Annotated in this window: 15 protein-coding genes; 14 read left to right on the top strand and 1 reads right to left on the bottom strand. The window is 39.2% G+C overall.

The features are described from left to right. The first annotated feature begins 37 nt into the window (after positions 1-37). The 8 genes from MHB51_RS06425 (at position 38) to MHB51_RS06390 (ending at position 8911) form a co-directional block, all read left to right on the top strand. Positions 38-295 carry a DUF3243 domain-containing protein gene (locus tag MHB51_RS06425; protein WP_066170215.1) on the top strand — a complete coding sequence of 86 codons (258 nt, stop codon included), beginning with the start codon at positions 38-40 and terminating at the stop codon, positions 293-295. A 702-nt stretch (positions 296-997) separates the two neighbouring features. Continuing rightward, entirely contained in the window at positions 998-1783 is a 786-nt protein-coding gene (locus MHB51_RS06420) for a DUF3388 domain-containing protein (RefSeq protein ID WP_066170218.1), read from the top strand. A gap of 17 nt (positions 1784-1800) precedes the next feature. Next, positions 1801-2679 carry a helix-turn-helix domain-containing protein gene (locus MHB51_RS06415; RefSeq protein ID WP_342559251.1) on the top strand — a complete coding sequence of 293 codons (879 nt, stop codon included), beginning with the start codon at positions 1801-1803 and terminating at the stop codon, positions 2677-2679. A gap of 59 nt (positions 2680-2738) precedes the next feature. Next, positions 2739-3317: a CDP-diacylglycerol--glycerol-3-phosphate 3-phosphatidyltransferase gene (gene pgsA, locus MHB51_RS06410; RefSeq protein WP_066170224.1), complete on the top strand. Its 579-nt coding sequence runs from the start codon at positions 2739-2741 to the stop codon at positions 3315-3317. Between the two features lie 15 nt (positions 3318-3332). Then, positions 3333-4574 carry a competence/damage-inducible protein A gene (locus MHB51_RS06405; RefSeq protein ID WP_342559250.1) on the top strand — a complete coding sequence of 414 codons (1242 nt, stop codon included), beginning with the start codon at positions 3333-3335 and terminating at the stop codon, positions 4572-4574. A 308-nt stretch (positions 4575-4882) separates the two neighbouring features. Further along, positions 4883-5950, top strand: coding sequence for a recombinase RecA (gene recA / locus MHB51_RS06400; protein ID WP_107942314.1), 1068 nt, complete (start codon positions 4883-4885; stop codon positions 5948-5950). Between the two features lie 264 nt (positions 5951-6214). Next, on the top strand, positions 6215-7777 hold the full coding sequence (gene rny / locus MHB51_RS06395; protein WP_066170328.1) for a ribonuclease Y: 1563 nt from the start codon (positions 6215-6217) through the stop codon (positions 7775-7777). Positions 7778-8113: 336 nt separating this feature from the next. Continuing rightward, entirely contained in the window at positions 8114-8911 is a 798-nt protein-coding gene (locus MHB51_RS06390; RefSeq protein ID WP_342559249.1) for a TIGR00282 family metallophosphoesterase, read from the top strand. A 27-nt stretch (positions 8912-8938) separates the two neighbouring features. Here MHB51_RS06390 and MHB51_RS06385 read toward each other — a convergent pair whose 3' ends face one another. Then, positions 8939-9226 carry an RNA polymerase alpha subunit C-terminal domain-containing protein gene (locus tag MHB51_RS06385; protein WP_066170234.1) on the bottom strand — a complete coding sequence of 96 codons (288 nt, stop codon included), beginning with the start codon at positions 9224-9226 and terminating at the stop codon, positions 8939-8941. 136 nt (positions 9227-9362) lie between these two features. Here MHB51_RS06385 and MHB51_RS06380 point away from each other — a divergent pair, with 136 nt between their 5' ends. The 6 genes from MHB51_RS06380 to MHB51_RS06355 all read left to right on the top strand — a co-directional run bounded on the left by MHB51_RS06380 (position 9363) and on the right by MHB51_RS06355 (position 14976). Further along, positions 9363-9629 carry a stage V sporulation protein S gene (locus tag MHB51_RS06380; RefSeq protein WP_042472077.1) on the top strand — a complete coding sequence of 89 codons (267 nt, stop codon included), beginning with the start codon at positions 9363-9365 and terminating at the stop codon, positions 9627-9629. Positions 9630-9731: 102 nt separating this feature from the next. Continuing rightward, complete coding sequence (locus MHB51_RS06375) at positions 9732-10145, top strand: hypothetical protein (RefSeq protein ID WP_342559248.1); 414 nt, start codon at positions 9732-9734, stop codon at positions 10143-10145. Positions 10146-10317: 172 nt separating this feature from the next. Further along, positions 10318-12051, top strand: a complete 1734-nt coding sequence (locus MHB51_RS06370) for a 2-oxoacid:acceptor oxidoreductase subunit alpha (RefSeq protein WP_066170241.1) — start codon at positions 10318-10320, stop codon at positions 12049-12051. A gap of 2 nt (positions 12052-12053) precedes the next feature. Next, positions 12054-12920 (top strand): 2-oxoacid:ferredoxin oxidoreductase subunit beta, encoded by an 867-nt coding sequence (locus MHB51_RS06365; protein WP_066170244.1) that lies wholly within the window; start codon positions 12054-12056, stop codon positions 12918-12920. 146 nt (positions 12921-13066) lie between these two features. Further along, the gene (locus MHB51_RS06360; protein ID WP_342472824.1) at positions 13067-14587 is read left to right on the top strand and encodes a methyl-accepting chemotaxis protein; all 1521 of its coding nucleotides are present in this window, start codon (positions 13067-13069) and stop codon (positions 14585-14587) included. Positions 14588-14622: 35 nt separating this feature from the next. Continuing rightward, positions 14623-14976 carry a 2-oxoglutarate ferredoxin oxidoreductase subunit beta gene (locus tag MHB51_RS06355; RefSeq protein ID WP_342559247.1) on the top strand — a complete coding sequence of 118 codons (354 nt, stop codon included), beginning with the start codon at positions 14623-14625 and terminating at the stop codon, positions 14974-14976. Positions 14977-15074 lie beyond the last annotated feature (98 nt).

The following is a 15074-nucleotide window of genomic DNA, read 5'->3' as shown; positions in this document are numbered from 1 at the left end:
TTTGCAAATACTAATTGTGCAAAGGAGGCGAAAATGAATGAGTATTTTAGAAAACTGGCAGCAATGGACATCATTTTTAGGCGCTCAAGTGGACGATGCAAAGGACAGCGGTATGCCAAATAAAATAATTGAAAAAGCTGCTGTACAAATTGGCAATTACTTAGCGGAAAATGTAGATCCAAAAAACGAGCAAGAGCGTGTTCTTTCGGATTTATGGTCAGTAGCAGAATCCGATGAAAAAAAGGCGTTAGCTAGCTGTCTCATTAAGCTCGTACAAAATAACAGAGTGCAATAAGGCGAAATTTGGGGTTGTCTGAAAAGCATGCATATGCACCGCTTTTCAGATAACTTTTCTTGTTTTTTTAGACAGCCTTTATTTGTTGAATTTCCTATATTTAACTTAACGCGGTGAATTATTTTGTACCGAAAGCAAGGCGCTAGGTACAGAACTTTCCCATCTCAATAGTTGGCGAAATTAACTATACATTAGACCTATTTCAGCGAGTGTTTAATCACTTCGTGGATAATGAGGGACTCAGTTTAAGAACCTCGTATCCTGCGATAACGGCTGGGTGACCAACGCCTATGTTAGCCATACTTGCGTTGGATGTCACAGGGCGTGAGGATTTTAACTTAACTTCCACTAAACAGTTGGAAAAAATCTGGACGTAATTACGCCTCTACGTAATTGATTTTACATAAAGATTTACTTCTACGGTAATGCCAAATAAATTGTCATTATCCTCGTCGCAGGAAACATTGCTACTGCGGTAGTCACAATGAATTGTCACTGTCCCCCATCGTAAAAATTATTATTATTCATCGCAAAAATAGTGCTCCTGCGATTAATTGTCGTAGAAAATAATGCTGAATTAAAATAAAAAAGTGAAATATAGAAAGAAAAGCATAGTTTCTAACTTTTCATACGTTGTAAAATCAGCTATGATGGAACTTATAGAGTAATTTTACGTTTCTATAATGAAAGGGACGGATTTTGATGAGCGAATGGTATTTTGAATATGAAATTCAAGTGAATCGCCCGGGTTTATTAGGCGATATTTCATCTTTGCTTGGCATGTTGCGCGTGAATATTGTAGCGATTAATGGCGTGGCGCAAGAACGACGAGGAATGCTGCTGGAATCTGCCAATGACGAAGCGATTCAGCGCTTTAAATCTATTGTGACGACAATGGAAAATATTAATGTTACGAGATTCCGTTTACCAAAATTGCGTGACCGCTTAGCGATGCGCCATGGTCAATATATTACTCGAGGCGGAGATGAAAAAAATACTTTCCAATTTGTGCGTGATGAGCTTGGAATTTTAGTTGATTTTATGGCTGAGCTGTTTAAGCAGGATGGTCATAAATTAATCGGTATTCGGGGTATGCCACGTGTCGGTAAAACAGAATCTGTTGTTGCCGCAAGTGTTTGTGCAAATAAAAAATGGATTTTCATTTCATCGACAATGATTAAGCAAACAATTCGCAATTCCCTTATCGGCGATGAGTTTGGTGGTAATAATATATTTATTTTAGATGGCGTTGTGACACGAAAGTCGACGGATGAAAGACATCAGCAGCTTGTGCGTGAAATGATGAGTATGCCGACGATAAAAGTAATTGAGCACCCGGATATTTTCGTTCAGCATTCACAATATACGATTGAAGATTTCGATTATATCATTGAGCTCCGAACTCACCCAGATGAAGAAATCACATATGAAATTATTGAGAAAAACGATATGATGTCAAGCAATGATTTCGGAGGATTTAATTTTTAGTAAAGTAGGTGTTATTGTTGACAGAATTAGGAGCTCGCTTAAAAGAAGCGAGATTAGCTAAAGGACTTAGCTTAGATGATTTACAAGAAGTAACGAAAATTCAAAAGCGCTATTTAGTTGGTATAGAAGAGGGCAACTATTCAATTATGCCGGGCTCATTTTATGTGCGGGCATTTATTAAACAATATGCAGAGGCAGTAGGGCTTAATCCTGAAGAAGTACTTGCGGATTATAAACAGGATATTCCTGGTGTACAGCAGGAGGAAGTTGTACAAGCCTATTCGCAAAATACGAGACGACGTAAAATAGCATCGAGCTCATCAAACAGGGTGCTTGAAATGATGCCAATGTTAATTGCGGCCCTATTCATTGTCGTTATTATCGTAGTGAGCTGGTTCTTATTCCAACAAAAGGCGAACAACTCTTTACCGCCTGAAAATGAGAATCCAAATGCAGTACAAATGGATAATAATCAGGGCGTTACTGGCAATAAAGAGCAGGACGACATAGACAATGAAGAACAAGCTGAAGAGCAACAGCAGGAAGAACAGGAAGAAGAGCCTGCTAATGAAGCAAAGCAAGTTGTTACACAAACAGCCATTAATGGTGAAGATGTACTATTTGAAGTGACTGGTACAACAGAATTAAAAATTCGCACGGAAATTGTTGAACAACGTAGTTGGGTAGCGTTTCGAAATACACAGGGTATAGACCATTTGGGAAAAGAGTATTCTCAAGGTGAATCTGTAGAGTATGATGCAACAGAGGATGGTTATGTAAGAATTCGCTTAGGACGTAATGCCTTTGTTGAAGTTTATGTCAATGATGAGCTTGTTACATCGACATCTGATTTAACAACACAAAACTACATTATTCAATTAGCTCAACAACAATAAACAAAGTAGCCATGTCGATGTATATGGCTTCTTTGTTTTAAAATGAAAGGTGCTTAATCATGAATATTCCAAATAAGATTACAATTTCACGTATTTGTTTAATCCCCTTCTTTATGATTATCGTAATGTTTGACTTCGGATGGGGAAATATGAAGCTTTTTGGTGCTGAAATGCCTATTCATCATTTTGTTGGGGCGCTGATTTTTATTTTTGCCTCAGCAACAGATTGGGTGGATGGCTATTATGCGAGAAAGTATAATCTAGTTACAAATTTCGGGAAATTTTTAGACCCTTTAGCAGATAAGTTGCTCGTGTCAGCAGCGCTGATTTTGCTTGTAGAGCTACAGCTAGCGCCTGCATGGATTGTCATTATTATTATTAGCCGTGAATTTGCAGTTACAGGCTTGCGTTTAATTTTAGCAGGAGAAGGGGAAGTCGTTGCAGCAAACCAACTAGGAAAAATTAAAACATGGGCACAGATTGTGGCGATTTCAGCATTGCTTCTGCACAATACGATTTTCACACTTATAGGCATCCCATTCGATACGCTTGCGCTTTATGTTGCATTATTTTTTACAATTTGGTCTGGTTGGGATTATTTCTACTTAAACCGCCGCGTACTACTAGATTCAAAATAAGGAGAGGTTATCCCTATGAATGCAGAAATTATTGCAGTTGGCTCAGAGCTCTTACTTGGGCAAATTGCCAATACGAATGCAAAATTTATTTCGAGCCAGCTATCTGAATTAGGTGTCAATGTTTATTATCATACAGTAGTTGGTGACAATGCTGCTAGACTTGAAGAAGTAATTGCAGTTGCTGAGAAACGTGCAAATATTATTGTTTTTTCGGGTGGCTTAGGTCCGACAAAGGATGATTTAACAAAGGAAACGATTGCGCGTCAATTAGGTGTGGAGTTAGCATTTGATGAAACTGCACTAACGTATATTGAAGCGTTTTTTGAGCGCTTAGGACGCCCGATGACAGACAACAATAAGAAGCAAGCGCTTGTATTAGCTGGAAGCGATGTCTTGGCAAATCATCACGGGATGGCACCCGGTATGATTTTTGAGCGCAATGATAAAATATATATTTTACTACCCGGCCCACCAAAGGAGCTAGAGCCGATGTTCCAGTTTGAAGCAAAGCCAAAGCTTGCGGCTCGCTTAACAGACGGAGCGATTATCCTTTCACATGTCATGCGCTTTTACGGTATCGGTGAAGCGGAGTTAGAAGTAGCGGTGCAACATATTTTAGACAATCAAACAAACCCAACTGTCGCACCATTAGCCTCTGATGGAGAAGTAACATTACGCATTACGGCAAAGGCTGACAATGGGCAGGAGGCACGCAGGCTTATTGAAGCAAAAGCAGCAGAAATTCAAGCGATTGTTGGTCAGTTCCAATATGGTATAAATGATGATTCACTTGCTTCGAAAACAGTGGAGGCATTGCTTGCTAATAATTTAACAATTGCTGCGGCTGAAAGCTTAACCGCTGGGTTATTTCAAGCTGAATTAGCTGAAATTCCAGGTGTAAGTGGAACTTTAGCAGGCGGGGTTGTAACATATAATGAGCATACAAAAACGGAGCAGCTCGGTATTGCTTCTGAGCTATTCGCCGAATACGGTGTGGTAAGTAGCGAATGTGCGGCAGCAATGGCAGAAAGCGTGCGGGCAAAATTCGGAACAAATATTGGTGTAGGCTTAACAGGTGCTGCTGGTCCTGATGGTCATGGTAAACAGCCTGCGGGCACCGTTTGGATAGGCATTAGTATGGAAGGGCGAGATGTGCAAACATACAAGCTCCAGCTTTCAGGTATGCGCAACACAAATCGTCTAAGAGCAGTTAAATTCACATGTAGTTATTTATTACGCCTACTTAATGAAAAATAATAGCGAAAAATAAAATTTGGGCGTATTTTAATGCCCAAATTTTTATTTTCAAACAAAATCGAAAATACGTTCGCTTTTTTATTGCTATTTTCTCAAAGAACAAGTATAGTAGGATTATAAAGTGAAACTTCAATCAGTGCAGGTTTTCCCCATCCTCCACTGAATGTTAGTTGAACCAATCGGGCATTTACAGCAGTGGATTTCCCACTTAACCTTCGCTTATTTTTTACTTAAGTCTTGAAGTGGAAGGCTTACTGCACGTTAATGCGGGATAAATAAATCTAACCTTTTTTAGAGGAGGAACTATAGTGAGTGATCGTAAAGCGGCCTTAGAACAGGCGTTAAAACAAATTGAAAAGCAATTCGGTAAAGGTTCTATTATGAAGCTAGGTGAAACGACAGATCGTGAAATTGCTACATCATCAAGCGGCTCGTTAGCATTGGATGCAGCGCTAGGAGTAGGTGGCTACCCACGTGGTCGTATTATCGAAATTTATGGACCTGAATCATCAGGTAAAACAACGGTTGCATTACATGCTATTGCTGAAGTACAAGCAGCGGGGGGACAAGCAGCATTTATTGACGCAGAGCATGCGCTTGACCCGGTATACGCACAAAAGTTAGGCGTAAATATCGACGAGTTATTATTATCACAGCCAGATACTGGTGAGCAGGCATTAGAAATTGCTGAAGCATTAGTACGCAGTGGAGCAATTGATATATTAGTAATAGACTCTGTTGCAGCACTTGTACCAAAAGCAGAAATCGAAGGAGAGATGGGAGATTCACACGTAGGTTTACAAGCTCGTTTAATGTCACAAGCATTACGTAAGCTCTCTGGTGCGATTAATAAATCCAAAACATTGGCTATTTTTATCAACCAAATACGTGAGAAAATCGGTGTTATGTTTGGTAACCCTGAAACGACTCCGGGTGGACGCGCATTAAAATTCTACTCTTCCGTTCGATTGGAAGTGCGTCGTGCAGAAACAATTAAGCAAGGCAATGATATGGTTGGTAACAAAACGAAAATTAAAATTGTTAAAAACAAAGTAGCGCCACCATTCCGTACGGCTGAAGTGGATATTATGTACGGTGAAGGTATTTCCAAGGAAGGCGAAATTGTCGACTTAGGTGTTGAACTAGATATCGTCCAAAAGAGCGGCTCTTGGTACGCATATGGCGATGAGCGATTAGGGCAAGGGCGTGAAAATGCCAAACAATTCCTAAAAGAAAATGTTGCTGTTCGTGAAGAAATCGCTGATAAAATTCGTCAATCTTACGGCATAGCTGCTGCCAACTATACAATTGGCGGTCATGAAGAAGACGAGGAAATGGACGAAGAATTATCTTTATTATTAGGTGAAGAAAAATAAAACAACTAGAGCTGTCAAGAAATGTAAACGAACTTCGTATTTCTTGACAGCTCGTTTTAATTTTACGGTTATTTGCAAGTAGTGAGTTTGAAATGTCTGTAAATAATATACTCTACATATGGCGGCAATCCTTGACAGCACAATAACAGAACTATACAATTAAAAATGTATAATTTCTAAAATTTGAAATGAAAAATGATTAACTGTCTATACAATTAATCAATAAAAACAACATGAAATTGGCACTTGGAGGTGTTTAGTATGATGGAAGTAATTATAAGCATCTCCGCTTTGCTTGTTGGACTCATCGTTGGTGCCGCTGTTAGCTATTTCTACATGAAAAAAGTGAATGACTCAAAAATCACGGGTGCTACGCATACTGCCAAATCTATCGTTGAAGAAGCGAAACGTGAAGCAGATGCATTGAAAAAAGAAGCACTACTTGAAGCAAAAGATGAAACTCACAAATTTCGAAATGAAGCAGAGAATGACATTCGTGAACGTCGTTTAGAACTTCAAAAACAAGAGAACCGTTTATTGCAAAGAGAAGAAAATCTTGATCGCAAAGATGATGCTCTCAATAAAAGAGAAGCCGGTCTAGAGCGTAAAGAGGAAGCTCTATCGGACAGACAACAGCATATTGAACAGATGGAAGGCAAAGTGGAAGAGCTCGTTGCAGCGCAAAAAACAGAGCTAGAACGTATTTCTGCATTAACGCGAGAAGAAGCGAAAGCGATTATTTTAAGCGAGGTAGAAAAGGAATTAGCGACGGATATTGCTGTAATGACGAAAGAATCCGAAACACGTGCAAAAGAGGAATCTGATAAAAAGGCACGTGAAGTTTTATCATTAGCACTACAACGCTTTGCAGCTGATCATGTGGCAGAAACAACGGTATCTGTTGTTAACTTGCCGAATGATGAAATGAAGGGACGCATTATTGGACGAGAAGGGCGTAATATTCGTACGCTTGAGACGTTGACAGGTATCGATTTAATTATTGATGATACACCGGAAGCTGTAATCTTATCGGGATTTGATCCGATTCGACGCGAAACAGCTCGTCTTGCACTAGAAAAGCTTGTTCAAGATGGACGTATTCACCCTGCACGAATTGAAGAAATGGTTGAAAAATCGCGTCGTGAAGTGGACGAACAGATTCGTGAAACAGGAGAACAAACAACATTTGAGGTTGGTATTCACAACCTACATCCAGATTTAATGAAAATTTTAGGTCGTATGAAATATCGTACAAGTTATGGACAAAACGTTTTAAAACACTCTATAGAAGTTGCACATCTTGCAGGCTTATTAGCAGCAGAGCTTGGAGAGGATGTAACATTAGCGAAACGCGCAGGGCTTCTACATGATATTGGGAAAGCGATTGACCATGAGGTTGAAGGTAGCCACGTAGAAATTGGCGTAGAGCTTGCGACAAAATATAAAGAGCACCCAGTAGTAATCAATAGTATTGCTTCCCATCATGGAGATACAGAAGCCACTTCTGTCATTGCAGTGCTTGTTGCAGCAGCAGATGCTTTATCTGCAGCACGCCCGGGTGCACGTAGCGAAACACTTGAAAATTATATTCGCCGCTTAGAAAAGCTAGAAGAAATTTCAGAAAGCTACGATGGTGTTGAAAAATCATATGCTATTCAAGCTGGTCGCGAAGTACGTATTATTGTTCAGCCAGATAAAATCGACGATCTTACATCGCATCGCTTAGCGCGTGATATTCGCAAGCGCATCGAGGAAGAGCTTGATTATCCAGGACATATTAAAGTAACAGTAATTCGAGAAACACGCGCAGTAGAGTACGCGAAATAGCAGATTATATAAAGTGAAGCTTCAATCAGTGGGGGATTTTCCTTATCCCCCACTGAATGTTAGTTGAACCAATCGGGCTTTTACGGGCAATTGAACTCCCACTTATCCTTTAGCGTATTTTCACTTAAGTCTTGAAGTGGTAGGTTTACAGCCCGTTAATGCGGGGTAAAATGAATCTTCATGAAGAGGACTTTAACTGCATGTTAAAGCGAGATAAAGGCTGTGTCATAAGTACAATACTTATCGCACAGCCCTTTTTCATGGGAAGGATGCAAAAAATATGTGTGACAAAATATTTTTCACTTTGTCTACACTTTAGAAACGGATTGATGTATCATGAAAATTTTATTTATTGGCGATATTGTGGGCTCAATTGGACGAGATGTAGTAGCCAAATACTTACCGCGTTTGAAAAATAAATATGCGGTGGATGTTGTCATTGCAAATGGAGAAAATGCAGCAGCAGGGCGTGGTATTACACGAAATATTTATAATGAGCTTCTGCAAATGGGTATCGACGTTATCACTATGGGGAATCATACATGGGATAATAAGGAGATTTTTGACTTCATTGATGATGCCGATTATTTAATTCGCCCAGCTAATTTTTCAAAGGAAGCACCTGGTAAAGGGATAATGCAAATTACGAAAAATGATGTGACATTGTCAGTTATTAATTTACACGGGCGTGTATTTTTACCGCCGCACGAAGATCCATTTGCAATGGCGGATGAGCTAGTAGCAGAGGCGCGAAATATATCGCCGCTTATATTTGTTGATTTCCATGCAGAAGCAACGAGCGAAAAAATTGCATTAGGATGGCATTTAGACGGAAAAGCATCAGTAGTTGTCGGTACGCACACGCATGTACAAACGGCGGACTCACGTATTTACCCAAATGGTACAGCATATATTACTGATGTCGGAATGACAGGACCTTATGATGAAATTTTGGGGATGACAAAGGAAAGCGTTATATACAAATTCCAAACAAATATGCCATCACGCTTTGAAGTACCAAAAAAAGGGCGTGAAGTACTAAGTGCGTTCTTTGTTGAAGTTGATAACACAACAGGTAAAGCACTGCGTCAAGAACGTATTTATATTAATGAGGATTATCCATTTAAACCATAATCAAAAAGGGTTAAGCTTTCCACTCGGTTAAGAGCGGAAGCTTAACCCTTTTTCTTCTAATGCTGTGCGCATTATTGGTAAAGATGCGCGCCCAATGCCATGTAGCTTCAAAACTTCTTTTTCTGTATATTGCGCGAGCTGCTCTAAAGTTGTGATACCCTCATGTACAAGTGCATTCCTAGCTGGAGAAGATAACCTCGCTAAAAATCCCTCAGTTGGTTTATTGTCCTGTTCACATTTTGGGCAAGTATTACAATCGCTACTTTTATAATAACGATGTCCTTTCTCACAAATTCTTAACGTTTTTTTTGTCAAAGCTTTTCACCGCCCTTATATAAAATATACAGTAAATTTATTCTATTTGTCATGTTCCATTTGGTTCAAGCATACAATGACCTACAGACAATAAATAAAAAGTTGTCTCGATCATGCAAAATGGGGAGGAATAGTTGTGGATTCATTAAAAGTATCATCTCGCTCAAATCCAAATTCTGTTGCAGGTGCACTTGTTGCCGTCATTCGTGAGCAAGGCTTTGTGGAAATGCAAGCAGTGGGAGCGGGAGCACTCAACCAGGCCGTGAAAGCTGTTGCAATAGCTAGAGGCTTTGTAGCACCGAGCGGAACTGATTTAATTTGCGCACCAGCATTTGCAGATATTACGATTGCAGGGGAAGATCGAACGGCACTCAAGTTAGTTGTAGAAAAAAGAAACCGATAATGCACAAAGCCGTCAATTTAGTGAAAGCTAAATTGACGGCTTTTTACGTATGGAAATTTACTTACTTAATAGCCTCGAAGTATAAAAGAAAGGAAGCTACTAATGAATACACCATTTTTTATTGTAATTAATCCTATAATAGCGATTACAATGGCTATCCTTTTTTATTTTGTAGTTGGAAATGTATACGAATTACCTATTCAAGAAGCGGTAGCAATACCTATGGGAGTCATATTATTTTTCATTTTAGTCATACCTTGTTACTTTCTAACAATTATATTTTTGCATTTCAAAAGGAAAAAGCTTGCTATTTATTTTTTTATTATTAATATTTTGTTTAGTTTTGGTATGACCTGCTTTTTAATTAGTGTCCACTTTTTGAGAGTACACTTTCCAATTGAAATCGTAAAACATCTAATGGTAAGTTTTGTGCCTATTGGTCTTATTAGTTTATATGGTGTACTAGCAATATACTGTAAGATAACAGGGCGTTCAAAAACATTCAATTTTTACTAAAAGCAGTATTATATGAAGAAATATAAGAGCGCCTGCTTCTGCAATCCGTTTTTTCCGCCAAAGGACTGAATTTTTGATGAATTACATATTTACAATAGTACATACACCATCTTCGTGTTAAACTAATGTAGGAAATTCATATATAAATTACGTAAGCTAAGGAGATGTTTATATGTTACATCAGCTTTCATGGAAAGTCGGTGGGCAACAAGGGGAAGGTATTGAAAGCACAGGTGAAATTTTCGCAACTGCGATGAACCGTTTAGGCTATCACTTATACGGTTACCGTCATTTCTCTTCTCGTATTAAAGGTGGCCATACGAATAATAAAATTACAGTGCGTCCAACAGAGGTACGTTCAATTGCGGACGATTTAGATATTTTAGTGGCATTTGACCAAGAAACAATTGATGTCAACTACAAGGAACTAACAGCATCAAGTATTATTTTAGCGGATGCTCGCTTTGAGCCAGTCGCTCCTGAAGATTGTGTAGCGCCATTATTTGCTGTACCATTTACAGAAATCGCAACAGAGCTTGGTACATCTCTCATGAAAAACATGGTAGCAATTGGTGCAACAACGGCATTGCTGAATTTAGAGGAAACGGTATTCCAAGGTGTTGTAGAGGAAATTTTTGGACGCAAAGGTGAGGAAGTTGTAGCGAAAAACATTGAAGCGATTCAAAAGGGTCGTGAAGCAATCACGGAACAAATCGGCGATCGCGTTGGCGAATGGGCTTTAGCACCAGCAGACGGCAAGCGCCGTTTGTTTATGATTGGTAACGATGCTATCGCACTTGGCGCAATTGCTGCAGGCTCTCGTTTCATGGCGGCATATCCAATAACGCCAGCATCTGAAATTATGGAATATATGATTAAAAAGCTACCGACAGTTGGCGGTGCAGTCATTCAAACAGAAGATGAAATTGCAGCAGCAACGATGGCTATTGGTGCAAACTACGGTGGTGTGCGTTCATTTACAGCATCTGCAGGGCCAGGTCTTTCACTAATGGTAGAGGCAATCGGTTTATCTGGCATGACAGAGCAGCCGCTTGTTATTATTGACACACAACGTGGAGGCCCATCAACAGGCTTACCGACGAAGCAGGAACAATCCGATTTAATGGCGATGCTATACGGCACACATGGTGAGATTCCGAAAGTGGTCATTGCGCCATCAACAATGGAAGAGGCATTCTTTGACACAATTCAAGCGTTTAATATCGCGGAGCAATTGCAGTTACCTGTTATTTTAATGACGGATTTACAGCTATCATTAGGTAAGCAAACAGTAGCGCCATTTGATTACAGCAAAATTAAAATTAAGCGCGGTAAAATTGTTGAAGCAGTAGAAGACGTGGAGTCCAAAGACTATTTTAAGCGCTATGAAAATACAGAGGACGGTGTTTCACCGCGTATTTTACCGGGGACAAAGGGCGGCATTCACCATGTAACAGGTGTAGAGCATGATGAAACAGGGAAGCCATCTGAAGCTACGGGTAACCGTCGCACACAAATGGATAAGCGTATGCGCAAGCTCAATTATTTACAATTTGATACACCGATTTATGTCAATGCTCCACATGAGGAGGCAGATGTGCTACTTGTAGGCTTTAACTCGACACGTGGTGCAATAGAAGAAGTACAAGAAGTTTTAAATGCAGAAGGAATTAAAACAAACCATGCACATGTTCGTCTATTATTCCCATTCCCAGCGGAAGAAATGGCAGCATTAGCTGATAAGGCAAAAAAAATTATCGTTGTAGAAAATAATGCGACAGGTCAGCTTGCAAATATTATGAAAATGAATATTGGCGCACATGGAAAAACAACGACTGTTTTAAAATATGATGGTACACCATTTTTACCGCGTGAGCTAACAAACTTAGTAAAGGAGAAGATTTAATCATGGCAACATTTAAAGATTTTCGTAACTCAGTAAAGCCTAACTGGTGTCCAGGCTGTGGTGACTTCTCAGTACAAGCGGCAATTCAACGCGCGGCTGCAAATGTAGGCTATGAGCCACACGAATTAGCGGTTATATCTGGTATCGGTTGCTCTGGACGTATTTCAGGCTATATTAATTCATACGGCTTCCACGGTATTCATGGTCGTGCTTTACCAATTGCACAAGGCTTAAAAATGGCAAACAAAGATTTAAAAGTTATCGCATCAGGTGGTGACGGTGACGGCTTTGCAATTGGTATGGGACACACAATTCATGCAATTCGCCGCAATATTGATATAACGTATATCGTTATGGATAACCAAATTTATGGTTTAACGAAAGGTCAAACATCTCCACGTTCAGCGGCAGGATTTGTAACGAAATCAACACCAGGTGGAGCGATTGAGCCATCATTAAAGCCGTTGGAAGTTGCTTTAACGAGCGGTGCGACATTTGTAGCACAAGGCTTCTCAACAGATATTAAAGAGCTAACAGCGTTAATTGAAGCGGGCTTAAATCATAAAGGTTTCTCATTTATTAACGTTTTCTCACCATGTGTGACTTATAATAAAGTAAACACATATGATTGGTTTAAAGAAAATTTAACAAAGCTTTCTGATATTGAAGACTATGACTATACAAACCGTTCATTAGCAATGCAAACAGTTATGGAAAAAGAGGGACTTGTGACAGGTATTATTTACCATGACCAAGAAACAACTTCTTATCAAGAAAAAGTAACAGGCTATTCAGAGCTACCGTTGACGGATATTGATATTAGCTTGTCAGAGGAGCAATTCAATAAGCTAGTAAAAGAATTTATGTAAGGGAAGTGTCCCACAAGCCGTGCAATAGCCGGCTTGTGGGACACTTTTTTAATGTTACTTCTATACAAACACTTAACATTGCCTTTACATCGAATTTATACAATTCGTATATGCTTGTTTTAGATAGTAAAAAAGGAGCATATAAAATGAAATATGTTAAAGTAAAGGACAAGCTAATGTTATTAATGCTTGTTTGCGTTGTTTCAAATATTATTATTGCTATTTTTTGTATTGATTATTTGCGGAAAATGGAGTGGCATGCTCAGCAAGTATATGAGCAAAAGGTGCAAGGAATGTATGTGTTAAAGTCGGCAGAAGCACTCACTATAGCAGGTCAAACAAAGGAAGCGCAGGCACTAATAAATGAAGCCCCTTATTTAGCATTTGATTCAAAAATGGATTTTTATTTAAAGCAGATGAAAACGGAAATAGATGAAGCCACTGTACAAGAGGTAATTGATTATGTACTTACTCGTACAGAGCAACAAATCACGAATTATGAAAAGGACATACATAGAGGTTATTTCATTATTATATTTATTTCACTAATGATGGTGGTGCTCGTACTTATTTTAAGCTTTACTGCTTCAAGGTCTGTACGTAAGCCAACATCACAATTAAAAGATTTATTAAAGCGTGCGGAGCAAGGCGATTTTACACAAAAGGCAGTATATACATCGCGTGATGAGCTTGGGGAGCTGCTACTTTGCTATAATCAGATGGTCGAAGAAGTAAAGGGCTTATTAGAAGTAGTTAACAGCAGCGCAAGCTCTGTCGAAAAAGCAAACGAAAATATTCGTACAAGCTCGCAAACGATGACTGAATCTACTCAGCAAATGACCGAAAATACAGATGGCATAACGCACAGCATTATGGAATCAACAACACATTTAACATCAAACACGGCGATGATACAAGAGGTAGCAAGCAATATTACGACAATTACTAATCGCGTGCAAACAATGAAGGAAAATATTGTCGAGACGGTTAAGCAGGCGAGGCAAGGTGAGCAAGAAATCGCAATGAATATGTCACAAATGCAAGTAATTGAACAGGCAATGGTTGAAACAGATGCGAAAATGCGCAAGCTTGAGCTGCAATCACAGGAAATTTCACAGGCTGTCGATATTATTCAAGCAATTGCTAATAATACGAGCTTGCTTGCTCTCAATGCCGCAATTGAAGCAGCACGAGCAGGCGAGGAAGGAAAAGGCTTTTCTGTTGTTGCAAATGAAGTTAAAAAACTGGCGCAGCAATCACTTGATTCAACAAAAATAATTACAGCAATTGTTAAAACGATACAGGAAGATACAAAAGATGCTGTAGGAATGATGGAAGTGGCAAATGAAGCAGTTCATTCAGGAATTCAAGTAACAACACAAACGGCTAATAATTTCCGAACAATCGCAGCGCGTATCGAGCATATTGAGCCACATATCGCAGATGTCTCTGCCACAATTGAAAAAATGTCACAATATGCTCAAAACGTAGCAGACCAATCAAGGGAGCTAACGCAAATATCTGAAGAAAATAGTGCGCAAGTGGAACAAATTGCCCAGCAAACAGCACAACAGCTAGAAATTACAACAAATATGAATGAGCAAATTAAGCAAATTTCTAGAAATACACGCTCCTTATCGCATGCACTAAACAAATTCATTGTATAATAAAAGCTATAGCAATGAATTGAGGTGTGATGGAATTGACGAACGTTATAGATTTTATTACAAGGTACGAGCAAAAGGAATTGACCCAATTACAGCGTTCAGTGGAAGGCAGCTATTATAAGGCACAGCAATTAGAACGTTTAATCAATAAGCAGCAGCTCCAAGTCAAGGACCACACATTATTTTTAGGCTTTTTAGTTTACTTGCAGGAGCGGGGCATTGATGCACTAACCATTTTTAAAGATGTCTTTTCAATGTCACGCTACAAATTTGAGCATCATTATAATATGAAATGGTGGTCAGTTGTCCAACTCGGCTTTACATTTTTAGCGATTTTAAAGGACAACAAACCACAGGAATACAAGCGTTTTTGGGGGAACGAGGAATAAACCCAAGAAACGGAGTTGTGCGAAAGGTCCATTTTGTTTTGACACCGCATTGAAATAAATGTTTTCATCGCTTCCCCTTTACTGAATCTCTTGCCGTT

Origin of the sequence: Metasolibacillus sp. FSL K6-0083 (genome assembly GCF_038630865.1) — a bacterium.
Lineage (GTDB): Bacteria > Bacillota > Bacilli > Bacillales_A > Planococcaceae > Metasolibacillus > Metasolibacillus fluoroglycofenilyticus.
This window is presented reverse-complemented; position numbering and strand designations above follow the sequence as displayed.